This window comes from Gluconobacter sp. R75690 (assembly GCF_015244525.1).
GTDB lineage: Bacteria > Pseudomonadota > Alphaproteobacteria > Acetobacterales > Acetobacteraceae > Gluconobacter > Gluconobacter potus.
This window is the reverse complement of record NZ_JABCQB010000019.1, coordinates 1-25,922: the sequence shown is the minus strand read 5'-3', so window position 1 is coordinate 25,922 and position 25,922 is coordinate 1. Positions and strand designations below refer to the sequence as shown.

At 59.4% G+C, this 25,922-nt stretch carries 20 protein-coding genes and 2 pseudogenes; 11 read left to right on the top strand and 11 right to left on the bottom strand.

The annotated features are described in order from the left end of the window. Positions 1-155 (top strand): annotated as a pseudogene (locus HKD27_RS16810) (IS5/IS1182 family transposase); the annotation flags it as partial. Between the two features lie 87 nt (positions 156-242). On the opposite strand, the gene HKD27_RS15520 reads toward HKD27_RS16810, so the two are convergent. Both HKD27_RS15520 and HKD27_RS15515 read right to left on the bottom strand, forming a co-directional pair. After that, positions 243-722, bottom strand: coding sequence for a TonB-dependent receptor (locus HKD27_RS15520; RefSeq protein WP_194690143.1), 480 nt, complete (start codon positions 720-722; stop codon positions 243-245). After that, entirely contained in the window at positions 719-1,264 is a 546-nt protein-coding gene (locus HKD27_RS15515; protein ID WP_194690142.1) for a hypothetical protein, read from the bottom strand. Before HKD27_RS15515 ends, HKD27_RS15520 begins: the two co-directional genes overlap by 4 nt. A 250-nt stretch (positions 1,265-1,514) precedes the next feature. On the opposite strand from HKD27_RS15515, the pseudogene HKD27_RS16805 reads away from it, so the two are divergent. Continuing rightward, positions 1,515-3,007 (top strand): annotated as a pseudogene (locus tag HKD27_RS16805) (xanthine dehydrogenase family protein molybdopterin-binding subunit); the annotation flags it as partial. 12 nt (positions 3,008-3,019) lie between these two features. Here the strand turns inward: HKD27_RS16805 and HKD27_RS15505 are convergent. Continuing rightward, positions 3,020-3,880: a glucose 1-dehydrogenase gene (locus tag HKD27_RS15505; RefSeq protein ID WP_228518591.1), complete on the bottom strand. Its 861-nt coding sequence runs from the start codon at positions 3,878-3,880 to the stop codon at positions 3,020-3,022. 345 nt (positions 3,881-4,225) lie between these two features. Here HKD27_RS15505 and HKD27_RS15500 point away from each other — a divergent pair, with 345 nt between their 5' ends. From HKD27_RS15500 to nagA, 4 genes are all read left to right on the top strand, one after another. Continuing rightward, positions 4,226-5,182 (top strand): SIS domain-containing protein, encoded by a 957-nt coding sequence (locus tag HKD27_RS15500; RefSeq protein ID WP_194690141.1) that lies wholly within the window; start codon positions 4,226-4,228, stop codon positions 5,180-5,182. A gap of 185 nt (positions 5,183-5,367) precedes the next feature. Then, on the top strand, positions 5,368-6,327 hold the full coding sequence (locus HKD27_RS15495) for an N-acetylglucosamine kinase (protein WP_228518590.1): 960 nt from the start codon (positions 5,368-5,370) through the stop codon (positions 6,325-6,327). Positions 6,328-6,407: 80 nt separating this feature from the next. Continuing rightward, positions 6,408-7,703 (top strand): glucose/galactose MFS transporter, encoded by a 1,296-nt coding sequence (gene gluP, locus HKD27_RS15490; protein WP_194690139.1) that lies wholly within the window; start codon positions 6,408-6,410, stop codon positions 7,701-7,703. After that, positions 7,700-8,809, top strand: coding sequence for an N-acetylglucosamine-6-phosphate deacetylase (gene nagA, locus HKD27_RS15485; RefSeq protein WP_194690138.1), 1,110 nt, complete (start codon positions 7,700-7,702; stop codon positions 8,807-8,809). The genes gluP and nagA overlap by 4 nt, the downstream gene beginning before the upstream one ends. A 44-nt stretch (positions 8,810-8,853) precedes the next feature. Here nagA and HKD27_RS15480 read toward each other — a convergent pair whose 3' ends face one another. Further along, the gene (locus HKD27_RS15480; RefSeq protein ID WP_231748152.1) at positions 8,854-9,018 is read right to left on the bottom strand and encodes a hypothetical protein; all 165 of its coding nucleotides are present in this window, start codon (positions 9,016-9,018) and stop codon (positions 8,854-8,856) included. Between the two features lie 188 nt (positions 9,019-9,206). Here HKD27_RS15480 and HKD27_RS15475 point away from each other — a divergent pair, with 188 nt between their 5' ends. Continuing rightward, on the top strand, positions 9,207-9,473 hold the full coding sequence (locus HKD27_RS15475; RefSeq protein ID WP_194690136.1) for a hypothetical protein: 267 nt from the start codon (positions 9,207-9,209) through the stop codon (positions 9,471-9,473). Between the two features lie 78 nt (positions 9,474-9,551). Then, positions 9,552-9,839: a hypothetical protein gene (locus HKD27_RS15470; protein ID WP_194690135.1), complete on the top strand. Its 288-nt coding sequence runs from the start codon at positions 9,552-9,554 to the stop codon at positions 9,837-9,839. A 209-nt stretch (positions 9,840-10,048) separates the two neighbouring features. Here the strand turns inward: HKD27_RS15470 and HKD27_RS15465 are convergent, their stop codons facing one another. Next, positions 10,049-18,568, bottom strand: a complete 8,520-nt coding sequence (locus tag HKD27_RS15465; RefSeq protein ID WP_194690134.1) for a GH36-type glycosyl hydrolase domain-containing protein — start codon at positions 18,566-18,568, stop codon at positions 10,049-10,051. A 258-nt stretch (positions 18,569-18,826) separates the two neighbouring features. Beyond that, positions 18,827-19,780, bottom strand: a complete 954-nt coding sequence (locus HKD27_RS15460; RefSeq protein ID WP_194690133.1) for a GlxA family transcriptional regulator — start codon at positions 19,778-19,780, stop codon at positions 18,827-18,829. 109 nt (positions 19,781-19,889) lie between these two features. Between HKD27_RS15460 and HKD27_RS15455 the strand changes: the two genes are divergently transcribed. Next, on the top strand, positions 19,890-20,354 hold the full coding sequence (locus HKD27_RS15455) for a nuclear transport factor 2 family protein (protein WP_194690132.1): 465 nt from the start codon (positions 19,890-19,892) through the stop codon (positions 20,352-20,354). An 18-nt stretch (positions 20,355-20,372) separates the two neighbouring features. Here HKD27_RS15455 and HKD27_RS15450 read toward each other — a convergent pair whose 3' ends face one another. From HKD27_RS15450 to HKD27_RS15430, 5 genes are all read right to left on the bottom strand, one after another. Next, a complete protein-coding gene (locus tag HKD27_RS15450) occupies positions 20,373-21,263 on the bottom strand; it encodes an aldo/keto reductase (RefSeq protein WP_194690131.1) in 891 nt (296 codons plus the stop codon). Positions 21,264-21,306: 43 nt separating this feature from the next. After that, entirely contained in the window at positions 21,307-22,020 is a 714-nt protein-coding gene (bdcA, locus tag HKD27_RS15445; protein WP_194690130.1) for an SDR family oxidoreductase, read from the bottom strand. Beyond that, on the bottom strand, positions 22,017-22,469 hold the full coding sequence (locus HKD27_RS15440; RefSeq protein WP_194690129.1) for an SRPBCC family protein: 453 nt from the start codon (positions 22,467-22,469) through the stop codon (positions 22,017-22,019). The genes bdcA and HKD27_RS15440 overlap by 4 nt, the downstream gene beginning before the upstream one ends. Before the next feature lie 31 nt (positions 22,470-22,500). Next, positions 22,501-23,262, bottom strand: a complete 762-nt coding sequence (locus HKD27_RS15435; protein WP_194690128.1) for an SDR family NAD(P)-dependent oxidoreductase — start codon at positions 23,260-23,262, stop codon at positions 22,501-22,503. 157 nt (positions 23,263-23,419) lie between these two features. Further along, positions 23,420-24,058, bottom strand: a complete 639-nt coding sequence (locus HKD27_RS15430; protein WP_194690127.1) for a TetR/AcrR family transcriptional regulator — start codon at positions 24,056-24,058, stop codon at positions 23,420-23,422. Positions 24,059-24,164: 106 nt separating this feature from the next. Between HKD27_RS15430 and HKD27_RS15425 the strand changes: the two genes are divergently transcribed. Further along, positions 24,165-25,379: an MFS transporter gene (locus HKD27_RS15425; RefSeq protein WP_194690126.1), complete on the top strand. Its 1,215-nt coding sequence runs from the start codon at positions 24,165-24,167 to the stop codon at positions 25,377-25,379. Beyond that, entirely contained in the window at positions 25,363-25,500 is a 138-nt protein-coding gene (locus HKD27_RS15420; RefSeq protein ID WP_155723131.1) for a hypothetical protein, read from the top strand. Before HKD27_RS15425 ends, HKD27_RS15420 begins: the two co-directional genes overlap by 17 nt. The last annotated feature ends 422 nt before the right edge of the window (positions 25,501-25,922 follow it).

Sequence of the window (25,922 nt, the reverse complement as noted above, 5' to 3'; positions counted from 1 at the left end):
ATCGCAACCGTATCGAGCGGATGTTCAACACGCTGAAGCAGTTTCGCCGTATCGCAACCCGCTATGACCAGACGAGAAAATCGTTCCGCGCCTTTCTCAACCTCGCCGCAGCCAAGTTGTGGCTACCATCTTTTGTCAACAGAACCTGGCTCTAGCTCCGCCCCCCCCCCCCGGGACGTCTGACCGCCCGCATTGATGGATGCCGTTGTTGCCGCACCGTTGAGATAGACGGTAGAGTTGAGCTAACGATTGGTCAGATTATAGTTGAACAACGCTGCCGAAATGTTAACGAGGCCAGTATGACGATATCCGATTTCCTCGCCAATTGAATATTCAGGCGAAAGATTGCTGGCGCGGCTATGCGCGATCTTGCCCGTGGAGGTGCTGAAATAGTCTGCCATCGTCAGAATTGAGGACGGTGCCCTGAAGCCTGTTGATCCATTGATGTAGATCTGGTCGTGAGGCGTGATGCGGTAACTGGCGGCAAATTGCGGCAGCGGCTCCGCATAATTGACAGTCGACTTGTAATTCGCACCCCGAATGAGCTGAGTGGACATCCGTGAGACCATGGCTTCCTTGAAGCCCGCCTCGATGGTCAGACGATCATTCAGCGCCTTGAACGTATCGTTAATGAAAAGAGCATTTGTCTGCTGGACGAAATTGATGTTGTACCGTGAAAGCGGAATACCGGCCTGCGTCAGAATGGAATAACAACCGGTCATGGAGGCAATGTTGCCGTTCCCGTCTGCTTCGTCTTCCAGTGGATAGCGCTGTTAAGGCCCGAATTCCGTTCAGTAAACGTATCAATCGCCGCTCCGATGATGGACGATCCGCTCTGCGGGACCTGAAGCGGACCGGTATATTGGTTACCAACATAGCTATAGCTTGTTGGCAGCGTGGTTCCCCCATCTCCATAACCCCAGAAATAGTCACAACAGGGGGTGATGTCGGCCGTCAGGGTCTGGGTGAGATGCAGATGAACCGGCGCACCCAGAATAAGTGAATTGCGCTGATTTTCCTCGAATTTGTAATAAGATGCCCCACCAGTTTTGAAGCTGGCCGCATAGTTGGCCTTCGTTCCCAGCGCATTCCATTGTGCCATCGAAGGGGTCTTCAGATAATATCCCGTTGAACTGTTGTAGGAGAGGATGAACGAGGCCCGGTTGCCCTGTCCCCATTCCTTCAGAGCCTTGCCATCCACATGATATCGTGTGGTCCGGCCCGACCCGCGCCAGTTGTCAGCGCCCTCATAGGAAAACGACACGAAACTGCGGGTGCCGCTGTGGCCGATAGCCCCACTGTCGATACGGGCTTCCGGTTCAGCGCATAGGAGCCATAGGCAAGGTTCAGAAGATCACCGGCCTTGTGGGACGGATCGCGCAGTGTCTCGCTCAACTGAGCGCCTACGGCATTATAGAGTGGTGCCGAAATATCTGCCGATCCCTGCGACAGAGACAGGCTCTGGATATTCTCATTATCTACAGTCGTCCCGGTAAAAATGAAGAAATTTAGCGTCCCTGCACCAGAAATACATGCTGGGCAAAACCCGCAGCAATTACGTACCGCCCAAATCGCGCGGAAACGCTGCCGAGGCCTATGCCCTCAGCCCGATCAAGATCGAAGGGCGCTATCACCTCGCCCCTGAGCATCACAATCCTATGGAGATGCACGCAACCATCGTCATTGCCGAGGATGACGGCACTTTCACGGTCTGGGACAAGACACAGGGCCCGCAGGCCTTATAGGCCTATCTGAGCAGCGCCCTGTCTCTTTCCAAAGATCAGGTCCGCGTGCGCAATCCCTATGTCGGTGGAGCATTCGGCTCCGGCCTGCGCGCCCAGCACAACGTCTTTCTCGCAGCGCTGGGCGCAAAAATGCTGAAGCGCTCGGTTCGGATCACCCTGACACGTCAGCAGATGTTCACCCATGTCTTCCGTCCGGAAGCCGTCATGGACATCGCACTCGGCGCCCAGCCGGACGGTACGTTGCAGTCCATGATTGTCGATGGCGTGATGGACACGTCGCGCTTTGAACACAACATGGAAAATCTCGTGATCTGGGGCCTGATCAACTACAAATGCCCCAACGCCACGGCTGATTACAAAGTCGCCCCGCGTGACACCTACACTTCCAGCGACATGCGTGCTCCCGGAGCCGCCACGGGCGTCAATCTCTTTGAAATAGCCGTCGATGAAATGGCCTATGCCTGCAACATGGACCCGCTGGCCTTTCGCCTGCACATCGCAACTGCGGCCTCCGACATCGGAACTGGAACCTACACGATCCTGGCCCAGAGCGCCTCGGAAGCCTTCGGCATCCCCATTGAGATGATCGATATTGAACTGGGCGACTCAACCCTTCCCGAATGCCCGACGGAAGGCAGCTCATGGACAGCCGCCTCCGCAGGTGCCGCCGTCTGGTTTGCATGCCAGAGCCTGCGCGAAAAGCTGTTCAAGACGCTGGGCAAAAGCGGAAACATCTCCGCCTGGCTGACGGAAGGGCTATCTAACAATACCACAATGCTACAGGACGGATTTCTTCAGGATAAGGACGCAGACGAAAATCTCAGACTGTCCCTGACGGAGCAGGGCAGGCTCGAAGTCGAGGAAACCGCAAAGCCGGGCCAGCGCGGCACCATCAGCCAGATGAGAAAAGCCCGCTTCACCCACAGCGCGGTTTTCTGCGAGGTCCGCGTGGATGAGGAACTCGGCCTCGTCCGCGTAACACGGCTGGTCAATGCCGTCGCCGCCGGTCGCATCATGAACCCCAAGACCGCAGCCAGTCAGGTCCGCGGTGCCATGGTCATGGCAACAGGCATTACACGAAGAATCCCTGATGGACGAACGTGTCGGCCGCTTCATAAACCGCAATTTCGCCGAGTATCACATTCCGGCTCATGCCGATATTCCGGACATGGACGTCCTTTTCGTCGAGGAAAAAGACCGGGAAGTCAGCCCGCTCGGGGTCAAAGGGCGTGGGTGAAATCGGGATGTGCGGAACAGCCGCAAAAAAGGTGTCCTCAGCCGTTGATAATCATGCCGCCATTCACATGCAGCGTCTGGCCCGTCACGAAGGACGCGTCCTCGCTCGCCAGATAGACATAGGCCGGACCAAGCTCAGCCGGATCCCCACAGCGCCCCATTGGCGTATCCTTACCCAGATCGGCCACGGATTGCGGATCAACGACACCCCAGCTCGCTGGCTGAAGCGGCGTCCAGACCGGCCCCGGCGCCACGGCATTCACCCGGATCCCCTTCGACACCAGCTGAAGCGCAAGAGACCGCGTCATCCCCATCTCCGCCGCCTTGGTCGTGGAATAGGCCAGAAGCGCCTTGTTCCCCGCAAACGCATTGATGGACGACGTGTTGACGATGGCGCTCCCCTTCTTCAGATGCGCAAGCGCCGCCCGGACAAGATAGAAATAACCGTTGATATTGGTGTCCATATGGCGCTGCCATTCTTCATCAGAGATGGCTTCAATGTCTTCTTCGACAATCTGCACACCGGCATTGTTCACGAGGATGTCGAGACCACCCAGTTCATCCACAGTGCGGGCCACGGCATCATTGCAGACCTGACTGGACGAGACATCACCGGCAATGGCCAGCCCCTTGCGCCCTTCCTTCTCAATAAGACGAACAGTCTCCTGTGCATCCTCATGTTCCTCCAGGTAGAGGATTGCCACATCCGCACCTTCACGGGCAAAATGAATGGCCGCAGCACGTCCGATCCCGCTATCGCCACCGCTGATCAGGGCCTTCTTTCCCTCAAGCTTACCGCTTCCGCGATAATCAGGCCGGATATGAATGGCCCTGGGCTGCATCCGGCCCTCGAGCCCTGGTTGATGATCCTGGGACTGTGGAAGAATATGATCAGGCATGAAACAGCACTCCGAAATAGGTTCTGGTGCTTTCCGCGGAAAACACTTCCGCCGTGTTCAACAGCCCAAACAGGCAAGTGTTGCCTCACGTCTCTGCGGGGTACGGTCGGCAAGCACACATCCTCTTTCATTCGAAAAGCAAACAAAGAATGATCGAAATACGTTATTTTCAATCATGAATATGAGTTGACATGATCGTATTGCCGTTTTTTATAGATGACACAGAGCCTCCTCTCCTGAAAAAGCCCCACTGCTTTCGGATTTCCCGTGCCTCACAGCGGCCTGGATATCCCTCTGCGAAGCAGGTCTGCTGCTCTGTGCCTTCTTTCTGAAAGACCATTGCTCATGAATGCGACCGAACGCGGCATCCGCGAACAGTTTTTTCTCTGGAACAAGCTGGACATGCGGGGCGTCAAAGCTGATCCGAGAATTGTTACGGTTGTCGTCGGGTGTGGCACGTCTTTTCATATTGCAGATTCCATTGCGGCCAGCCTCAATGCTCACGATGTATTCTCGCGCGCAGTAGCGGGCAATGAATGGACGTGTCGTCCACAGGATTATGTCCCGCCCCGCATCCGCCCGAATATTCTGGCGCTTTCCCGGAGCGGAGAATCTACTGAGACTGTCGCTGCCGCGGTGGAGAGCCGCAACAATGGCCTGTATGTCACAGCTTTTACCTGTGCCGAAAGCACGAGCCTCGAGCGGAATGCCGATAAAACCGTTGTGGCCGAGACCCATTCCGAAGAAGGAATTGTCATGATTGCTTCGGCAAGTCTGATGCTCCTGATGGGACTGCGCTATGCTGGCATTCCTGTTGCGACACAGACCGTGGCTGCCGCCGAAGCCCTGCTCACCGAAGCCGATCCCCACCTCAGGTCGCTGATCGAAGGACGTTCCCATTTCGTGTTTCTGGGAGCGGGAACGCTTTACGGTATTGCTCGGGAAGGGGCCCTGAAACTACAGGAAATGAGCCTGAGCCAGACGGAAGCCCATCATCCGCTGGAATACCGTCATGGCCCGATCAGTCTGATTGATGAGAGTTCACTCGTCGTCTTTCTCTATCACCCGGATACGCTGGAAGAAGAGAGTATTCTCGCCGCGGATCTGATGGCGAAGGGCGCGCAGGTTCTGGGCCTTGGTGGGCCTGGTACGGTCTCGCTTTCCATCGGAGAAAGCGCGGATGTCCGTCCGCTGATGGTTCTGCCGGTGCTTCAGTTGCTGGGTGAATATGTGGCCCGCTCCAGAGGGCTGGATACGCTGACACCCCGTCATCTCACCAAAGTCGTGACGATCGCCCACTGAAGCAGTTCCGGCCCACCCGGTATGAAAAAATCGGTGAGGGGCAGCCTCCAGGGCAGCGGTGGGCCATAAATTTTTCCGATATCGACACTATTTTGTCTCTTTAACAATCTGGCCCGTAGTGCTCCTCTGAAGCCTGGTGACCGTCTATACTGATGTCTTCGAGCGGTGATCTGCGAGGATATTCCATGAGTCAGTCTTTTGTTGCAGCGATGGATGGGGGCGGCAGCAAAACCCTTCTGGTCGTTCTGCGGCAGGATGGAGCGATTGCCGATATCGGTCGTGCCGGAGGTTCCAATCCATTCGACCAGCCGCTGTGGCGTGAAACCCTCTCGGGCCTGTTTGCGCGCCTCCCCCCTGAAACCCGCGCTGCCGGCCTGGGTCTCGCGGGTTTCGGTGAAAGCTCGACGCTCAACCAGCGCCAACGCGCCCTGATCAGCGCTTCCCTGCCAAACATCCCGCTGTCCCTGACCAACGATGTGGACATGGCCTGCACGGCGGCCTTTGCGGGGCAGAAGGGTGTGCTGCTGCTTTCGGGAACCGGCTCCATGGCCTGGGCGACGGACGGACAGGGCCATCATTGCCGGGTGGGTGGCTGGGGTTCGCTGTTCGGAGACGAGGGGAGCGCCTTCTGGATCGGCCGAAAAGCCCTTGGTCTGGTGACAGAATTGCTGGATGGCCGCAACACGCAGGATATTGCCTTTCTGGAACCCTTCCAGAAAGCGCTGGACCTTCCGTCCGACCTCACGCGCTGCGGTCCGGCCCTGCTGGAGTGGTACGGCAACCTGACGCATGAACGCTCCGCCGTCGCCGCCCTGGCGCGGATTGTCGCCCGGCTGGCAGAGCAGGACTGCCCGGCCGCTATCCGCATGATGCGTGAAGCCGCAACGCAGCTCGCCGCCCATATTCAGACAGCCCGCCGTAAGCTGAGCCGCCCCGAACTGCCCTGGAGCTATGCGGGCGGAACCCTTCAGAGCTGCTTCCTGCGCGAAGCCATTTCAGAAAGTTGCGGCACCCCCGTTGCGCCGCGCCTTCCCCCCATCGGCGGGGGGCTGCTCTCGGCGGCCAGACTGGCCGGCTGGTCTGTGGATGCGGACTGGATTGACAGGCTTGCTGCCACGCTAGAGCATGCGGGCCTTGGCAACTGAGATGTGCGTATGCCGGTTCTGCGGCTTTTTCCCGTTTCTTTTCATCGTCCCGGGCCACCGGCTCATGGAAACCTCCTGACATGGCACGCTTTCAGGCTTCCACTTCCTCAGGCACGCTGACAGCCCCTTATGGGCCGGGGCCGCTGGGCGTTGCTGCGGCCATCTTTTTCCTGATGGGGTTCGTGACGTGGCTGAACGGGCCACTCATTTCCTTCGTGCGGGTTGCCTTCTCGCTCGGAGATGTTGCCGCCTTCATGGTGCCGCTCGTTTTTTACGTGTCGTATTTCATTTTCTCGATCCCGGCATCCTTTCTGGCGCGCAGCCTCGGTCTGCGTCGGGGCCTTTCGGGCGCGCTTCTGCTCTGCGCGCTTGGCGTAGCCGTGTTCGGACAGTTTGTGTCCATGCGTCTCTATGGGGGCGCCCTGACGGGACTGCTGATCCTGGGGGCCGGGCTTTCGCTGATGCAGGTCGTCATCAATCCGCTCGTCAGCCTTCTCGGGCCGCCGGATCGCGCTGCACAGCGGATCGCCATCATGGGTGTCTGCAACAAATGTGCGGGCATCCTCGCACCGATTGTCCTGGCAACCGTTGTGATGGGGGACATCGACCATGTCGCCCAGAGCGTACAGTCCGCGCCAGATGCCGCGACCCGCAACGCCGTTCTCAATGCCTTTGTCCAGGCCATTTATGCCCCCTATATGGGCATGGCCGTCCTCCTGCTCATGGCATCCGTCGGCGTGGCGTTCTGTCCCTTGCCGAACCTTCAGGCCCCCCCCATCCCCGGCCTTCCGGAGAGCGGCACCCGGATCTTCCGTCCGCATCTGGTTTTCGGCATCCTGACCATGTTCCTTTACGTGGGCGTCGAGGTCATGGCCGGAGATGCCATCGGCACCTACGGGCAGCAGTTTGGACTGCCCCTGAGCCAGACGAAATTCTTCACGTCGCTCACCCTTGCCGCCATGCTGTTCGGCTATCTGCTCGGGTTTGTCATCGTTCCGCGCATCATCACGCAGGAACGCTTCCTCGAACTGTCCTGCATCGGCGGCATCGGGCTCACTCTCATGGCTTTCATGACCGGCGGATATGTCTCGGTGGGCTGTGTCGCGCTGCTCGGCGCCGCCAATGCCATGATGATGCCGACGATCTTTCCGATTGCCATCCGCGGCGCCGGCCCCTGGACTCCCCTGGCCTCGGCGCTGATCGTCATGGGCTATAGCGGCGGGGCGATCGTACCGCAGATCTATGTCGCCCTGAAGCCTTTCGTGGGTTTTCAGGCCATGTTCGCACTGCTGGTCATTCCGTCCTATCTTGCGATCCTTTTCTATGCCCGTCGTTATGGGCAGACCGGCCTTCTTCCTCTGGATCGGACCCAATGACACACTATCTCGACGGCAATCTCGTCCTTCCCGACCGGGTCCTTCCCGGCCGCATCACTTTTGATACCCATATCCGCGCCATCGATTCCGTCGCGGCGGCGCCGAACCGCTATATTCTGCCCGGTTTCGTGGATGGCCATGTGCATGGTGGCGACGGTGCCGATACGATGGACGGTGCCGACGCCATCCGGACGCTCTCGCGCTTTCACATGGCGCATGGCACGACCACGATCCTCCCCACCACCATCACGGCGCCATGGGGGGACGTGATGAATGCCCTTCATGCCGTGGCCGAAGTGTGCAGGGCCGGGATCGACAAAGGGCCACGGATTCATGGCGCCCATCTCGAAGGGCCGTTCGTCAGTCCCCACAAGCTCGGCGCACAGCCGCCCTTCAATATTACGCCAAGCCCTGACAGGGTCAGCGAGGCCATCAGTACGGGCTGTGTCCGCGTTGTGACTCTCGCTCCGGAACTGGAGCACGCGGAAACCGCCATGCGCCAGTTCGCCGAAGCGGGAGTGCGTGTCAGTCTCGGCCATACCACAACCGATTACGACGGAGCCCAGCGCGCCATCTGCATGGTCTGTGCGGCGGGGGGCACGATCGGCGCCACCCATCTCTTCAACGCCATGTCCCCGATCGAAGGCCGCAGACCTGGCCCCGTTACGGCCCTGATGTGCAGTGATGTCGCCTATGCCGAAATGATCTTCGACACACACCACGTCCATCCGGCCAGCTTCCGCCTGGCCTCACGCCTGATGGACAGTCGCCTGCTGTTCGTGACGGACGCCATGCGCGGTACCGGTGGCCCGGAAGGCCCCAGTCAGCTTGGTGGACAGGACGTCGTCATTAGCAATGGCACGGTGCGTCTCCCCGGCGGGTCTCTGGCGGGCAGTATCCTTACCCTGGATCAGGCCCTGCGCAACGCCATACAGGCTGGTACATCCCTGCCGGATGCCGCAAAACTCGTTAGTACCAACGCGGCGAGATATCTGGGCCTTCATGACCGTGGCGCCCTGACGCCTGACCTTCTTGCGGATTTCACGGTCCTCGATGCTTCCTTCGCGGTTGCCGAAGTCTGGGTCAACGGTCAGCGCACCGCCTGACAGGGCGCCCCACTTTTGCTACAGCTTACTGCATGGACGAGGGGTTACGTGCCGCTCCTCTCGGAAGGCACGCATGTGAACGATATGCTGCCTTGCGTGAGACGCTCTGCCCATTCCGGCGGCAGGCCGTCATCGGTGAGGATATGGCTCATGTCTTTCAGGTGACCGACGCGGAAGGTCGCATGTCTGCCGAATTTGGAACTGTCCATCAGAAGGTAACGCCGGGTTGCCTGCCGGTTCATTCGGCGCCGCACCGGGTGTGTGGCTTTCTCCAGGGGGCGGATACGGCAAGCCCTAGCAAATCCGGATTGCCAACGGGAAGAAGCTTGGGCTTGAGACGCGCGCTGATGGTTTCGATCTGTCGGGACCAAAATATTATGCAGTCTTTCACAGGGGCGTGCTGGACCTGCTTCAGAACAACTGCATTAACCAGTTCAAATTTGACGGAACGGGCAATGCCGATCAGGTGGTACCGGGCGGTGTCTTCAACAGCGATTTCGATGCTGCAATTCATCTGATTGCCGATATTTACAGGGCAAAACCCAATACCTTCGTCAATCTGACCACGGGTACTTATCCGTCACCTTTCTGGTTGCGGACCGCAGATTCCATCTGGCGGGATGGGGAAGACGATTTCCTGCGTGGCGTTGGAACAAAAAGGTAGCGCTGGATCACCTATCGTGACGCCGAAACCTACGCCAACATTGTCGTCAAGGCACCGCTCTTTCTGCTCAATTCGCTCATGCTGCACGGCATCATCTATGCGCAGAAAAACCAGCGTCTCAATGATGACCCCGGCCATGATTTCCCCGATGAGGTTCATTCGTTCTTTGCAACCGGCACGGATGAGCAGGAACTCTACATCACGCCCCGCTTGCTGAAGAGCGTCGACTGGGATGTCATTGCCTCAACGGCCAGATGGGCACATGCAAACGCCGAAATCCTCAAGGACAGTCACTGGATCGGCGGGGATCCGGGCAGGCTTGAGCCCTATGGCTGGGCTGCCTGGACTCCCACAAGGCTTTCCTGACGCTGCGCAATCCAGATCAGGCCCCGCGCGCGATCCTGATTGAACCCCGTCAGGCATTTGAACTGCCCGACGATGCGCCGACGCATTATAATGTTCACGCGCTCTGGGCGAAATCCAGTCCCCGTGGCCCTAGATGTCGAGACACCCGTCGTGATCCGTCTTGCGCCCTTTGAAGTCATGACCCTTGAACTGACGCCATGAGTTCCTTTTCAATCTGCTAAAGCGAGGGGTGTCGATCTTTTGAGGACGAGGTTTACATGATGTGTGTGGCCATCATCTTGCATTTCGATTGGCCGGGTTAATGCCACGAGCGCATCGTCAACCCGCATGAAGAGATCCCCCTCGCAGACATGGTCGGGGTTTTCTATCCGGATGTGATATTCTGACGTTTTCCAGCGCAGGCGCACTTCATATGCGGGCCATCCTGCAGGAATGCGTGGGTTCATCAACAGCTGGTTTTTTTCAATCTGTATCCCCAGCAACGTCTCAACTCCGATGCGCTGCATCCATCCTGCCGATCCTGTGTACCAGGACCAGCCACCCCGCCCGACATGCGGGCTGGAAGAGTAAACATCTGCAACAACCGCATAGGGTTCGACCTTGTAACGGTCTGCCGCTTCCCGATCGCGGGAATGATGAATCGGATTGAGTGTCGAGAACATCTCATGCGCTGCATCGCCCTCTCCGAGCAGAGCGGTCGCCATAACCGTCCAGAGGGCCGCGTGCGTGTACTGGCCGCCGTTTTCCCGAATGCCCGGTGGATAGCCCCGGATATAGCCCGGATCTGGTTCCGAGGTATTGAAGGGGGGCGTCAGGACCATGATGATCTCCTGTTTCAGATCAACAAGCTGTTCCTGAACGGCCTGCATGGCCTGCCGCGCTCGCTCGGGAGAGCCTGCCGCTGAAATCACGGCCCATGACTGGGCAATGGCATCGATGCGCCCCTCACTGTTGGCATGACTGCCCAGAGGGCTTCCGTCATCGAAATAGGCCCGAAGATACCACGCACCATCCCATGCGGCTTCCAGAGCGGTTTCAAGCTCCGTCATGACCCGGGTCCATTTCTCGACATGTTCAGTGTCCTGTCGTGCGCGGGCGAGGGGAAGGAACGCTGACAATGCCGCATGCGTGAACCATCCCAGCCAGATGCTTTCCCCTTTTCCGGCTTCGCCAACACGGTTCATGCCGTCATTCCAGTCTCCGGTTCCCATCAGCGGAAGACCGTGCGCGCCTCTCTGCAGACTATGGTCGAGCGCAAGAATGCAGTGCGTATAAAGAGAGGCCGTATCGTCCGTAACTTCCGGCTGGAGAAAGCGCTCATGTTCCCCATCCGCCAGGACAGGCGCGCTGAGAAAGGGTATTTCCTCATCCAGCACCGCCGAATCCCCACTGACACGGACATATTGCGCGACGGTGTAGGCAAGCCAGGCACAGTCATCCGAAATCCTCGTGCGAACACCGTTCCCCTTCTGGGGGAGCCACCAGTGTTGCACGTCTCCTTCCGGGAACTGTCGGGATGCCGCCCGTAGCAAATGCTCCCGGACCAACTGCGGAGCCGCCAGAACGAGAGACATTCCGTCCTGAAGCTGGTCCCGGAATCCATAGGCGCCACTGGCCTGATAGAAACCCGCCCGGGCCCAGATACGGCTGGACAGGGACTGATACAGCAGCCAGCCATTGAGCATGATATCCATGGCGCGGTCCGGCGTCTGGACCTGCACGGTTTTCGTGACCGTCTCCCATCTGCGATGGACAGCCTCCAGAACGGCATCGAGATCTGCCGCTCTGTACTGCCGGATTAGCTGGCGGGCGTGTTCGGCATTCCGTCCCTGACCCAGCAGGAAAAGGATTTCGGCGCTTTCCCCGGCTTCAAGCGTGACGACAGTCTGCAATGCGGCACAGGGATCAACGCCGGCCCCGATAATGCCCTCAAGCGGTCCACCCCGGATAATGGCTCTGGGGGCGGAAAGGGTGCCGTTCGGACCAATGAACGTGCACCGGTCATCTGTGCTGGACGTCTGCTGACCGGCCAGATCCGCAAAGGCGACCCGCTCGCCAAACGTCTCGCCCCATCTGTTCCTGACGAACAGCGCGCTGGATTCCGGGTCCTGCTCCGTGAAAACAAAGGGTGCCGTTGTGCTGCGGGACTGTCCGAGCACCCATTCGGTATAGGTCGTGACCCTCAGGGTCCGGGGCCGCGAGGATGTATTGGTCAGTTTCAGTCTGGAAATCCGGATGGGATCTTCAGGCGGCACATAATGCAGCAGGGTCGAGACAATCTCGTTGGCGTTGCGCTCGAACCGGCTGTATCCGCGCCCGTGCCGGCAGACATAAACAGCATTGTCGTCAGGGCACACGGCCGCCACCGGGGACCAGAACTGCCGGCTTTCCTCATCGCACAGGTAAAACGCCTCTCCGGTCGGGTTGACGACCGGATCATTGGACCAGGGGGTCAGCTGGTTCTCCTTGCTGTTTTCAGACCAGGTATAACCGCTGCCTTCCGCAGAGACCTGAAAACCGAAATGAGGGCTGGAAACGACATTGACCCAGGGCGCAGGAGTGCGGATCCTGCCCCGGATGATGACGGCATATTCCTGCCCGTCAGACGTAAAGCCACCATATCCGTTCGCCAGCTCCAGTACAGGCAGTTCAGGCGTTTCCTGCGCTCCGTGGTAGGGGCGGCAGGGACGCAGGGCGGGCTGCACGGCTTTCGAGCGCTGCTTCATTTCGAGCCGGGTGATCTGATGTTGCAGGTTCCCACCCTTGCCCGTCAGAACGACGCAGGCCACCGAGAACAGAAGCTCCCTGACCGTTTCCGGCATGAGCGTCCCGCGCAGCAGGCGCACGCTTCCCGGCTGCCCGGAAGAGCGGACCAGGGCTTCAAGAGCGTGCTGCAGATCCTGCGCATAAGACGCCGAATGGTCGTTCAGAATTACGAGATCAAAAGCCAGCCCTTTGAAACTCAGATAGTCATGGGCCGTGAGAATGTTCCGCGCGAGGTCGAAATCCTCGCTTTCGGCAATAACCAGCAGCAGGATCGGCAGATCGCCGGAAATCCCCTGTCCCCACAGGTCCGCCTGTTTGCCAGCCCCGCGTTTGATCCGGGCAGCCGATGCGCGCAAAGCCGGTCCTGGAAACAGGAGATGCCCTGCAAGCTGCTGGAACAAATCCGCCTGGACGGGTTGGATATCGAGATGCCGCAGATGAACCTGGGCATGCGTCCAGGCAAGGGTCAGCGCACGATCGAGATCCGCGTCATTCTGATGGCGCACGATGCTCTGCATGAGGGCTTCGCGGGTTGAGGCCACAATCGTCCAGAATGAAACATGCCGCGTGGAACGTGCGGGAAGTGTCAGCTTGCAGCGTGCGGAGAAAACAGGATCCAGAACCGTTCCGGTTGATCCCGAAAGCGGCCCGGTCCCCGTAACGGCAATCGGATCCCGCAGATCCCGGCCACGCCCGATGAACCGCGAGCGATCGGTTTCAATCGAAAGCTCGCTGCCGCCCACAACCAGATGCGCGGCCCAGATCTCCGGATCGGACGGATTTCTTTTGCGCCGCGTGGCAATGATCGCCTTGCAGGCGGGAAGATATTCCGTCTGCACAAACATCTTGGCAAAGGCCGGATGGCTGATGTCCATCCCCGGCGGGCACAGGGCGAGTTCCACATAGGACGTGACATAAACTTCCACTGCGGCCGTGCCGGAATTCCGGACCGAGATGCGACGAAGCTCGGCGTCGTCCTCGGCCGAAACGAGGACTTCCAGCGTCGTCGTCAGCCTGTTGTCCTGCCGCGTATAGGTCGCGCGATCTTCCAGGAACTCGATATCGCAGCTTTCGGCTTCAACGCCGGAAGGCTGTAACCCCGCCGTCCAGACGTGAGGGCTCCCGGCGCGCTGGAGGTAGATATAGCTCCCCCAGTTATCGAGAGTGGAATCCCGGCGCCATCGCGTCACCGCCTGATCCCCCCATTTGCTGTACCCGGACCCGGCTGCCGTCAGCATCACGCTGTAACGCCCGTTTGAAAGAAGATGCGTGACAGGCGTGTTCGTATCGGCCGTGCGAAGATGACGTCCGCCGGACTGCAACTGGATGGTCAGCGCAGCAGGCGCGGTCTCTTCTTCTTTCAGCGGTGTCGTAATGACGCCGCCTGTTGGCGCGCGCTCCTGAAGCAGCAGCTCCGTCGCCCCGATCATGGGCTCCGCATGAAAGCGGGAGCGCATAAGCCCTTTCAGGACCGTATCCGCTATGGCGAGGATGGACATGCCCTGATGATGGGCCATGTAGGAATGAATGACCGCAACGGTCTGGTTCGGCTGCAGCCGCGCTTTCGTATAGTCCAGCGCCTCATAAAATCCGTAGCTCCCCTGCGCTCCGGCAGCCTGCAGGGCCTTGAAGTTCTCCGTGGCCAGATGCGCATCCACCATGGTGGCCAGCGCCGTGGCGTAAGGCGCAATGACCAGGTTCTGCGCCAGCCCCCGTTTCATCCCGAGGCCCGGAACACCAAAATCGGAATACTGGTAATTATAATCCAGATCCCGCGCATTATAGGCGGATTCCGAAATCCCCCAGGGCACACCGCAGAACTGCCCGTATTCGATCTGACGTCGGACAATCTGCCGGCTCGTCTCTTCCAGAAGGCTGTCAAAAGGCGCCGCCATGATCAGGGACGGCATGAGATATTCGAACATGGACCCCGACCACGAGACCAGTGCTTCTCCATGCGCCACGGTGGCCAGCGGCCGCCCCAGACGGAACCATTCCCAGGCCGGAATGTCACCTTTCGCGATGGCAAAGAAGACGGCAAGCCGGGCTTCCGACGCCAGCAGGTCGTAGCAGTTCTCATCCAGCGTGCCTTCATTGACGACATAGCCGATGGAAAGCAGCTTGCGGTCGGTGTTCCGGAGAAAGCCGAACTCCATCTCCAGCGCCATGTTTCTCGCGCTCTGTGCAATCCTGTGGAGCTCGTCATGGAGCAGGGGACTGCTTTCGAGATCCTTGCGTTCACTCTGGATGCAGTCCTGCGCCGCATGCAGCCAGAAAAGAAGGTTCTCCGCACCCGTGGCAGAGATGTCCTGCCCTGCGCGCCCTGCCGTAGCCCGCCTGTGCAGGAGATGCACAAGTTCTTCGGCCTGACCAACCAGCATCTGCACCCTGTAGGCGAGCGTGAGCTGGCTGGCATGGCCGTCCTTCATATCCTGAAGAACGGTCTCTATGAGCTGCGCCAGTTCCGAGGAACGGAAGACATCGCTTCCCGATGTGGCCTGTTCGAGTGCGAGGTTCAGGGCGTCACTCACGCCCTCCCGCCAGGTGTCGGATTTCCGGCCTTTCTGGATCCATTCCTCGCAGGCGCAGGCCAGCGTGATCAGATGGCCGGCCAGATTGCCACTATCGACGGTGGACACATAAACGGGCGGCAGCGGGGAAAGATCGGCAGTACTGTACCAGTTATAGAAATGCCCCCTGAACCGTGGAAGCTGCGCCATGGTCCCGAGCGTGGCGCTCAGACGCGATGTGGCATCCGCCACGCCGATCCAGCCGAAATCGCAGGCCGCAACAACGGACAGAAGATAAAGCCCCATATTGGTTGGGGATGTCCGGTGCGCGACGAGGGGAGCAGGGGTCTCCTGGAAATTGTCTGGCGGCAGCATGTGATCGGCGGCAGAGACGAATGTCTCGAAATACCGCCATGTGCGCCGGGCCTGCATGCGCATGAAAACGGTCTCGGCCTCGGTCGCCTCAAGCCTGCGGGCGGAAGCGCGGTACTGGCTGGCTTTCCACGCAATCGCCGGCGACAGGCACCAGGCCAGCGCAAAAGGCAGAATGACGAGCCAGACCCAGGGAGCCGATACAACCATGACGCCTGCTGCCAGCAGGCCGATCAGGACAGCTCCACTCATCTGGCGGAAATAGCCCTGGATCTGCTCGCGCGGCGCTTCGGCTGCCTGGGCTGCCGTAACCCATTGCAGAAGATGCTTGCGGGTCACGAAAACACGGGCCAGTGTCCGGCTGATTGCATCGCCCGCAAGGCAGGCCTGATCGGCCAGAAACGCGAAGCACAGCGCCGTGGTCAGGGCCGTGCGCTGAAGATCGACCGTCAGAAGGGAAAAATAGCTGCGGAACGTCTCCCCGCGTCTGCGCCGGATGATATCCACCAGAAGCGGCAGGGACGCTGGAATGACGAGGGTCGAGACAATGCACAGGCTCCACACCAGGGCATTATGAAACCCGAGGAACCAGCCTGCGAAGAGCGCTCCGATGGCCATGGGGGCCGAAAGGCTGCGGCGCAGATTGTCCAGCATCTTCCAGCGCGCAATTCCCGTGAGTGGGTTGGTTTTGATCCGGATGGTCGGCAAACGGCCCATCCATGAGAAAATCCACGGCAGAAGCTGCCAGTCCCCGCGGACCCAGCGGTTGAGGCGCGTAACCGAAACCAGATAATCGGTTGGATATTCCTCGATGACCTCGATATCCGTCACCAGACCGGCCCGGGCAAAAACGCCCTCGAACAGATCGTGGCTCAGGAGCGTCCCATCTGGAACGCGCCCTGCCAGCGCCGCTTCGAACGTGTCGATTTCGTAAATGCCTTTTCCGGCAAAGGACCCCTCGGCAAACATGTCCTGATACAGGTCGGAGACGGCCGCCGTGTAAGGCTCTATCCCGTTGGGACTTGAAAAAACCCTCTGGAACAGAGTGCTCTGCCGTGCTTCCGGCAGAGAGGGCGTGACACGCGGCTGAAGAACCGCATAGCCCTCCGTGACGCGCCCTTCGTTCGGATCGAACTGCGCATTATTGAGTGGATGGGCGATTTTCCCGACGAGACGCCTGACAACCTCATGCGGCAGCCGTGTGTCGGAATCCACTGTCACGACATACCGGACATCCTGCGGAATATTCTGCCCGGACAGGCTGAAAAAACTGGTATCCGTCGCTCCGCGGAGCAGACGGTTCAGTTCATGCAGCTTGCCGCGCTTGCGCTCCCACCCGATCCATTTTTCTTCGCTGGCACTCCACTGCCGCCTGCGATGCAGGAGCAGAAATCGCGGCCCCGCAGGACCCGCGCCATAAGTCTGGTTCAGGCGGGCGACTTCCCGCCTCGCCACCGCCAGCAGGTCCTGATCACCTTTCCGGCTTTCCGTGGATGAGTCCGTCCAGTCCGTCAGAAGGGCGAAATAGATCTCGCCATCCCGGCTGGAAAGATAATGCTTCTCCAGGCGGTTCACCATTTCCAGAATGGAGGAACGCTTCGTCAGAAGGGTCGGGACGACAACCATGGTCCGCAGATGCGCGGGAACGCCGTCCTTGAGTTCCAGCGCAGGAAGTTCCGAGACCCGGATGGCCCACATCAGGAAGCGGTTCACACCCGCCACAACGGCATCCGTGGCTGGAATAAAGCCCAGAACAATCAGCGCGCACGCCGCCCGGCCCGACAGGTTGCCGTTCATGATGGACAGGAAGGCTGACAGCAGAAGAAGCGTCAGTAACGTAACGCCCAGGCTGTATCCCGTGATGCCGAGCCGACGGCAGATCTGCCCGATCTGCACCCTCAGCGGGGCGCGGAATTTCAGTTCCGCTTCAAATCCCGGTCGTCCTTCCGCCAGAAGATAATAGCCCGGATCGGCGCGTCGCGGATCGGGATTTTCCTCATTGGCCGCCATCGCGGCAAGAGCCGTTACCCGGTTCGCAATGTCACATTCCGCATGCCCGGACCCTTTCGCCAGGGCCTCGATGGCCTTGCTGTACAGGTTCCGGGTCGCAGGATCCATGTCCGAAAAGCCGGCATGACGATACAGGATCTGGCTGACCGCGCTTATGCTTTCAAAAATACTGCTCCAGTCCAGAGTGGTGATCAGCCGCATACTTGTAATGATGTTGCGAATGGTCGCATTCAGGGCGCTCTGTTCCTGCAACTCTTCATGAACGATCTGCTCCAGAGTTATCCCTTTTTCCTGCAATATCCCTTCCAGCCACAGGAAAGCCGGGTCTTTCTGCGGGTCGTGCCCCTTCAGGCGATGCGCGAACTGGACAAGAAACGCCGGGCCCAGTGTCTGCGTGTTGATTCTGGAAAGGGTTTTAAGAATTTTCGTATTGCTGGCCTGGGCATCAAGGAACACTGTATTGGCAAGCGCATTGGCCGCCTTCTGTTCCTGAAGATTCTGGCAGATCCTGTCCGCCACCCGCCGGAGATTCTCGATCAGGACGATCTTGATCTGGGTCGGAATGGCCCAGAGCTCCCTGATCAGCAGAGGCCTGCGGTCCTGATAGGCGCGCAGGAACTGGCAGAGTGTCTTCGGCTCGATATGGCTGTCCGTATGCGCCACAAGAGCCCAGGCGATCTCGAAGACCCTTGGCAGACCGGCAAAAGGCCCGCTGGAAAGCTCGGGGAGGTCTTTGTAATATCCCGGTGGAAGATCAAACCGGATGGTCTGTATCTGTGCATCCATCAGGTAATAATTATCAATCAGCCACCCGCCTGCCGGAGTAATCTGCTCACCATTTTCAGAGGCCTGAGATAAAAGGATGTTAGCCTCAAGAAGAACCCTGGCATTGTCATTCAGCCGGTTCGGTAAAATGTTGTTCTGCGTGGCGAGCAGAATATCGCCATGAATTTCCGCCAGGCTCTGGGAATGCTGCAGAAGCCGGTCTTCACTGAAAAGATCAGAGCGGATGATCTTTCCGGAATGAATCCGAAACGAATCCCGGGAATTTTTTCCGAAAAACTTGGCCATATCTGCAGGTCCTTGAGGTAGGAAGCATCGGAGAACGGGTAGGCTGTATTTTCTGTGATTTTCGGAAAATAAAATTCGGATCTATAATTTCCGTTATTATTTTTATAAATATAATAACAGATTACATGCTTTTTGGAGCTGCCGAAGCAATCCATTTAAAGCGCAACGTAGAATTGGCTGCGTGGTTACTATTTTCGTCGAAAGTTTTTTGCAAAAGGTCGGCAGATTTCTGCCAAACGCTGACGATGCGAGAGTGTTTCAGCCTAAATTGTCCGCAGCATTCCGCCGGACAGCCTGAGGCGGCTGGTGAAACTCGCGCAGGAAGGCGCGGCGCATCCGCTCTGGATCATGAAAGCCGGTCATGACGGCAATGGCTTCAATGGGAAGCGTGGATTGCTCGACCCGTTCCCTCGCGGCTTCCAGACGCAGTTTCTCAACCGCTCTGGCAGGACTCATGCCCACCGAAACCCGGAAACTGCGTGAAAAATTCCGCGGGCTCATGCCGACCTGACTGGCGAGAACGTCCACGGTCAGGCGCTGCTGAAGGTTGGACCGGATCCACCCCAGAAGCCCTGAAAAGCGGTCCTGGGTGCTGCCCATTTCCAGCAGGGCCGAGAACTGGGACTGCCCACCGGGACGGTGATAGAATACCACCATCTGCTGCGCCGTACGACGCCCGATCTCCGTCCCGAGATCCTCGCTCACCAGCGCCAGCGCCATATCAATACCGGCGCTGATGCCGGCCGATGTCCAGACCGGGCCATCCTGGACATGAATGGCATCTGCCGAGACCCTGATTCCGGGAAACCGTGCTTTCAGGGCTCCCGCCTGTTGCCAGTGCGTGGTTGCCCGACGTCCATCAAGCAACCCGGCCGCCGCCAGCAGGAAAGCGCCCGTACACACGCTGCAGATCCGCCGTGCCGTGCCGGCGTGATGGCGGATAAAACCCTGCAACTCCGGGCAGTCCATGGCCGTTGCATGACCCTTGCCCCCAACGACGACGAGCGTGTCGAAGAAGCCAGCCTTCGCGAGCGAGATAGTTTCGAGCGCCATGCCCGAAGACGACCGGACCAGCCCGCCATGCCGGGAGACGGCTGTTGTCTCATACGCAGCCTCCCCCAGCGTCCCGGCGATTTCGAAAGCCGCAGTGACGCCGGCTGCGTCGAGCAGCTGGAAGTCGGGATAAAGCAGGAGACCGATCCGTATGGGCATGACCTGAAATGAGGGATCATTGTCCTTTCGTCAAATGCTCTTGTGGAAAACACTGACAGGCACCGGGTCAGCCCGTGATCCATTCCCGAACCAGAGGCGGAATTTCCCAATGTCCCGACCCCCTTTCCCCCCCTTCAATGCCGAAACCGCTGTCCAGAAGGTCCGTCTCGCGGAAGACGCCTGGAATACCCAGGACCCTGAAAAAGTGTCGCTGGCCTATACGCCCGACAGCCAGTGGCGCAATCGCTCGGACTTCATCCGGGGGCGGGAAGAAATCGTGACGTTCCTGACGCGGAAATGGCAGCGCGAGCAGGACTATCGGCTCATCAAGGAACTCTGGGCTTTTCGGGATAACCGGATCGCGGTGCGCTTTGCGTATGAATGGCGGGATGTGTCCGGGCAGTGGTTCAGATCCCATGGAAACGAGAACTGGGAGTTCGATGAAAACGGGCTGATGCGTTACCGCGCCGCGTCCATCAACGACCAGCCCATTTCAGCCGCCAGCCGCCTGTTCCACTGGTCTGAAACGAGACGTCCAGACAACCATCCCGGCCTTTCGGCGCTGGGTCTGTAACTTTCCGCAAGCGCTCTCCTACGGTGTGGAGCGGAACGCCTGGCGGCCTTCCGCATCCAGGGCCGCGAAGTCCTCGTCGGAGAGTATGATGCCGGCGGCGGCTACATTCTGTTCCAGATGGGCGACCCTGGACGTGCCCGGAATTGGCAGCATCACCGGGCTGCGTTTCAGGATCCAGGCCAGTGCGATCTGGCTCGGGTGAGCCTCATATTTCCGGGCCATGACATCGAGAATCGACCCCGGCTTCGCAAGATCACCGGCTGCAAGCGGAAACCACGGGATGAAGCCGATGTTTTGTGCCGCGCAATAATCGAGCACGTCTTCACTGGTGCGATCGACGAGATTGTAGCGGTTCTGGACGGTCGCCACGTCAAAGAACTTTGACGCCGCCTTGATGTCATCGACGGAAACCTCGCTCAGCCCCGCATGACGGATCAGTTGCTGGTCGATGAAGGATCTGATCGCATCGAACTGCTCGTCTGCCGGCACTTTAGGGTCGATCCGGTGCAACTGCCACAGATCGAGCTGTTCAACACCGAGATTGCGCAGGCTCTTATGCACCTGCTGGAGCAGATATTCCGGCCGCCCGACCGGCTTCCAGATATCCGGTCCCGAACGGGTCAGACCGCCCTTTGTCGCGATCACGAGCCCCTCGGGATACGGATGCAGCGCCTCACGGATGAGCCATTCCGAGACATCCGGTCCGTAGGAATCCGCCGTGTCGATGAAGTTGACGCCGAGTTCGGGAAGACGTCTTAGCGTGCGGATGGCCTCATCATGATCGGCGGGCGGCCCCCATATCCCCGGCCCCGTAATGCGCATGGCACCGAAACCAAGCCGGTTAATCTCGAGATCGCCACCGATCCTGAATGTGCCGGATCGGGAGGCAGTGGAAGCTGAATTGGTCATGGTCCTCGGTCCTTGTTTCCAGCAGGGGAAAGCAGCCATTCCGTCAGGCTGCGAAGCCACCATCGATGTTGTATGCAGCGCCCGTGATGATGCCGGCCTCGGGTCCGGCAAGATACGCCACCAGCCCCGCGATCTCCGAGCCCCTGGCATGGCGTTTGATGGCCATGAAACCATGCATCACGTCCTTCAGCGGACCCTCTGCAGGGTTCATGTCGGTATCGGTCGGTCCGGGCTGGACGACATTGACGGTGATTCCGCGTGCGCCAAAATCCCGCGCCAGCCCCCGGGTCATGCCTTGTAGCGCGGACTTGCTGGTGCTGTAGGCCGCAAGCCCGGCCATCGGCATACGGTCGGCATTGGCGGAGCCGATGAAGATGATGCGGCCCCCGTCCGGCATGGTCCGGGCGGCAGCAACGGCTGCATGGTAAGGCGCATGGATATTGATGCGAAACAGCCGGTCAATGTCATCCGGGGGGATATCCAGCGGATCGCCCGCGCCAAGAATGCCGGAATTGACGACCAGAACGTCGAGAGGACCAAGTGAGCCGATCAGCGCGATGAGAGCGTCACGGTCGCCACTATCGGCATGCAGGGCTTCACTTCCGGTCTCAGCCGCCAGAACTTCGGCATCGTCCGGGGAAGACAAATACGTGAAGAGGACTTTCGCTCCGTCCAAAGCAAAACGACGCACGATGGCGGCCCCGATCCCGCGGCTGCCACCGAGCACGAGGACGGTTCTGTCCTCAAAAGCACTCATGACTGCGTCTCCCGTGAGGCCAGAATTTCTGCCAGTCTGTCGAAGGCTGGCTGATAGATATGTGTCGGCATCCGGGCCTCCATACTGGCGGCATGTTCGACGGGCGCCTCGAACTGCCCCCGCCACTGAATGAACGTGCGGTCGCCATCCGTTATGGGAAGAAGGCTGATCGTCGACCGATAGTTCCCAATCGGCAGGGCAGATTCAATAATCGAGAAGGTCACCGCATGATCCACGTCGGACAATGCGAGAAGCTGTTCCCGGATCACACCAACGTCGCCCATTTCAAGACGGCGGATCGCGCCCACCCGGTCACCGGCCTCATCGCCCTCGATTACGCAGCTTTTCACACCTGGCAACCAGTTCCCAAGAGCGCCGAAATCCCGGATCAGCCCCCAGACGGACGAAACGGAGGCAGGAAGAACGCTGCTGGCCATCACATGGATCATGACGCGTCTCCCGATCGTATCTGTCCGGCCATCATAGCGACTGCCCTCCCGTCACTTCGATGCGCTGACCATTCACCCAGCCCATGTCGTCGGACAGAAGGGCCCGGACCGCGGCTCCGATATCATCGGGTTGTCCGACACGTCCCAGCGGCGTGATCTCTGCGAGGCTTTTGTTGACCGTGGCATCGTCGCGAACCAGCCCCCCGCCGAAATCCGATGCGACCGCGCCAGGTGCGACGGCATTGACGGTAATCCCGCGCTCCCCCAGCTCTTTCGCCATGTAGAGCGAAATGACTTCGGTCGCGGCTTTCATGGCCGAATAGGGACCATGATCCGTCAGATAAAAACGGGTCGCGGCAGAGGTGATGTTGAGAATACGCCCGCCATTCCGGATCAGGGGCAGAAGGGCCACCGTCAGCAGATAGGGGCCCTTGAAATGGATGTTGTACTGGTTGTCGAGTTGCTCTGACGTCGCGGCATCGAAACGGGTGTGAATGATGTTGCCCGCGTTCTGCACCACATAACGCAGCGTCTGCTGTCCGAACTCACGGGAGAGAAGCGCTTCGACCTGCCCGGCAAACGCCGCGAACGACGCATGGTCCGCAATATCCAGCCGAAGCATCCGCAGTTTCGCGCTCTCACCGCCCAGCGCGGCTTCTGCCGCTTTCGCCTCGTCTTCATTGGAGTGATAGGTCCCGATCACGTCGATGCCCGAGGCGATCAGATGCTTGGCGATACTGTATCCAATGCCACGATTGGCCCCCGTGACGAAGGCAATGTCCTGTCTGCTCATAACCGGATTCCCTGGCCGAGTGCGGCGATATGTTCCGGAATTCAATTTCCGTATCGATCAGTCCATAATATGTGCACAGGATAGCGTCAAGGAATTATGGATCGGACGATACGGAAAAGGATTATGGAACTCCGGCACCTGCGATTGCCGCAAGGCGTCAGGAATTTTTCGGGTGTTTTCCTGTTCCGGACATCACGGCACTGGCATCCCACAGCGTGAGGAGAGAGGTGATGGCCGCATCCAGATTGTCCGACGTCACCCCGTCCCGGGCTTCGCAGGTCATGCCATGCAGGAAGGTCGTGAAAATATCGGGCAGCACCTGTGTTGCCGCGCAATCCCGCAGTTCCCCGCTGGCAATGGCGCGTTTCACGCAGGCCCTGAATCCGGCGCGTGTCCGCTGCCGCTCTTCGGCGAGCAGCGCCTGGACGGGTTCGTTTTCGGGCGAGCAGTTGCTGGCACCTGCGACGATCAGACAGCCGCAGGGATGCGTCCGGGCCGACTGCATGCGCGCCGAACCGCGCAGCGTCCGTTCGATCGCATCGCGCGGTGCCAGACTTTCATCCCCCAGAGGCGCCATGACCTGCCCGTAAGTCGCCAGATAATGCTGCACGACTTCACGGAACAGGGCTTCCTTGGAGCCGAAGGCGGCATAGAAACTCGCAGGCGAAATATTGCCCATACAGGATTTGAGCTGCGTCAGGGACGTCGGTTCGTAGCCCTGCGACCAGAACAGCGCCATGGCGGCGTCAATGGCCCTGTCCCTGTCAAACTCCCGAGGACGCCCTGTCCGCGCCATGATGCCGCTCCTTCTGAAAAGACTTCCATATTAAGTGATCCAGAAGTGATTGCCAAGATTTTGCGGCTCTCATATATGTACCAATCGATCCATATATGAGAGCCGCATGACCCCCGAGACGACATCCCCCCGCCAAAGCCCCGATGACGGACTGCCTGTCTCCGGCCTGCTCGCACTGGCCATGACCGGCTTCATCTGCATCATGACCGAAACCCTCCCGGCCGGTCTGCTGCCCCAGATCGGGGCCGGGCTACACGTTTCCCCCGCGCTGGCAGGACAGATGGTCACGGCGTATGCCCTGGGCTCCCTGAGTGCCGCGATCCCGCTGACACTCGCCACGCAGCGATGGCCGCGACGGCGGGTCCTGCTGCTGGCAATCATCGGCTTTGTGGTCTTCAATTCCGTCACGGCATTTTCAGCGCATTACGGTCTGACCCTTGTGGCCCGCTATGGCGCCGGTGCGGCGGCCGGGCTCGCCTGGGCCCTGCTGGCGGGCTATGCGCGCCGGATGGTGACACGTTCCCAGCAGGGACGCGCCCTGGCCATCGCCATGGTCGGCACGCCAATCGCGCTCTCGCTGGGCGTCCCGGCGGGAACATGGCTGGGCGCTGCCGTAGGATGGAGACTGGCCTTCGGGGTCATGTCGGCCTCGACGTTGTTGCTGATCGTCTGGGTTCTGGCGAAAGTGCCTGATTTTCCCGGCCTGGCGCATCATGAGCGCCTGCCGTTCGGGCATGTCCTGCGAACGCCCGGTGTGCGATCTGTCCTGGGCGTCGTGATGGCATGGATGCTCGCGCACAATGTGCTCTACACCTATATCGTGCCGTTCATCGCACCCACCGGACTGGCGGGACAGGCCGATCGCATCCTGCTGCTTTTCGGTCTCGCCGCCCTTGCCGGCATCTGGCTGACCAGCCGCACGGTTGATCATGCCCTGCGCCTGTCCGTTCTGGCCAGTCTCGCCATTTTCGCCGCTGTCGCAGGTGTGTTTGCCATCGGATCCGCATCGCCTGCGGTGATCCTGGTCGGTGTGGCGATATGGGGCCTGACTTTCGGTGGTGCTGCGACGTTGCTTCAGACCGCCCTCGCGGACGCGGCCGGTGATGGTGCGGATGTCGCCCTGTCGATGAATGTCGTCGCCTGGAACAGCGCCATCGCGGGCGGCGGCCTGCTGGGCGGGATCATGCTGGATATCTGGGGAGCAGCCTCGTTCCCTTGGGCTGTGGCAGGTCTCGCCGCCGTTGGTTTCCTGATTACATGGCAGGCCCACACGCATGGTTTCCCCTCAGGCCACCGCCTGGGCCGTGAAGACGGGCACTGAGGGAGCTGAAGATCTGCTACGCGAACTCCGGCAGGGATTGTATGACAAGACCGCAGGCTTCGCCCTGAGGAGTGATCCCGGCTTCAGGGAGCGCGTCAACGGGATCACGATGAAGCAGTGACTGTGCAGAACGATCCCGGGGCTGACCCGATCATGTCCCGCCGTTACGGCTCATACCGATGATCAGTGTTTCAGGCGAAGCATCCGGTGAGAATGTTTTAAGACGGTTTAAAACGCTCCTTAAAACGGTACTGAGCCAAGAAGCCTAAACGCCAGTTCCGGTTCCAGACTGTTTGTCCATGTCGCCTAAACCTCATTGGTAAGGGCGGATTGGATCAATCACTCTGTTTCCGGGCGAATTGCATACCGATCCCAGGAAAGCACCGTTTTAGATCCCGTGAGATCCCGCAACGTCCCGGACAATCCTACTTCCTAGGTCACGTTGACAAAAGATCTATACGATCTGCCTGAGATCTGATTCACTTCCTGCCTGTGGGGTAAGGAGCAGAGAGAACAGGCATGGCACGAGGCGATCTGACGGAT

Excerpts from the sequence above, each read along its gene's own strand:
- HKD27_RS15440 (WP_194690129.1), bottom strand. The coding sequence starts at position 22,469 with ATGATCCATGTGATGGCCAGCAGCGTTCTTCCTGCCTCCGTTTCGTCC.
- HKD27_RS15455 (WP_194690132.1), top strand. The coding sequence starts at position 19,890 with ATGTCCCGACCCCCTTTCCCCCCCTTCAATGCCGAAACCGCTGTCCAG.
- HKD27_RS15460 (WP_194690133.1), bottom strand. The coding sequence starts at position 19,780 with ATGCCCATACGGATCGGTCTCCTGCTTTATCCCGACTTCCAGCTGCTC.
- HKD27_RS15450 (WP_194690131.1), bottom strand. The coding sequence starts at position 21,263 with ATGACCAATTCAGCTTCCACTGCCTCCCGATCCGGCACATTCAGGATC.
- nagA (WP_194690138.1), top strand. The coding sequence starts at position 7,700 with ATGACACACTATCTCGACGGCAATCTCGTCCTTCCCGACCGGGTCCTT.
- HKD27_RS15520 (WP_194690143.1), bottom strand. The coding sequence starts at position 722 with ATGACCGGTTGTTATTCCATTCTGACGCAGGCCGGTATTCCGCTTTCA.
- HKD27_RS15505 (WP_228518591.1), bottom strand. The coding sequence starts at position 3,880 with ATGCCTGATCATATTCTTCCACAGTCCCAGGATCATCAACCAGGGCTC.
- HKD27_RS15435 (WP_194690128.1), bottom strand. The coding sequence starts at position 23,262 with ATGAGCAGACAGGACATTGCCTTCGTCACGGGGGCCAATCGTGGCATT.
- gluP (WP_194690139.1), top strand. The coding sequence starts at position 6,408 with ATGGCACGCTTTCAGGCTTCCACTTCCTCAGGCACGCTGACAGCCCCT.
- HKD27_RS15470 (WP_194690135.1), top strand. The coding sequence starts at position 9,552 with ATGCTGCACGGCATCATCTATGCGCAGAAAAACCAGCGTCTCAATGAT.
- HKD27_RS15425 (WP_194690126.1), top strand. The coding sequence starts at position 24,165 with ATGACCCCCGAGACGACATCCCCCCGCCAAAGCCCCGATGACGGACTG.
- HKD27_RS15465 (WP_194690134.1), bottom strand. The coding sequence starts at position 18,568 with ATGGCCAAGTTTTTCGGAAAAAATTCCCGGGATTCGTTTCGGATTCAT.
- HKD27_RS15500 (WP_194690141.1), top strand. The coding sequence starts at position 4,226 with ATGAATGCGACCGAACGCGGCATCCGCGAACAGTTTTTTCTCTGGAAC.
- HKD27_RS15495 (WP_228518590.1), top strand. The coding sequence starts at position 5,368 with ATGAGTCAGTCTTTTGTTGCAGCGATGGATGGGGGCGGCAGCAAAACC.
- bdcA (WP_194690130.1), bottom strand. The coding sequence starts at position 22,020 with ATGAGTGCTTTTGAGGACAGAACCGTCCTCGTGCTCGGTGGCAGCCGC.
- HKD27_RS15430 (WP_194690127.1), bottom strand. The coding sequence starts at position 24,058 with ATGGCGCGGACAGGGCGTCCTCGGGAGTTTGACAGGGACAGGGCCATT.
- HKD27_RS15480 (WP_231748152.1), bottom strand. The coding sequence starts at position 9,018 with ATGGACAGTTCCAAATTCGGCAGACATGCGACCTTCCGCGTCGGTCAC.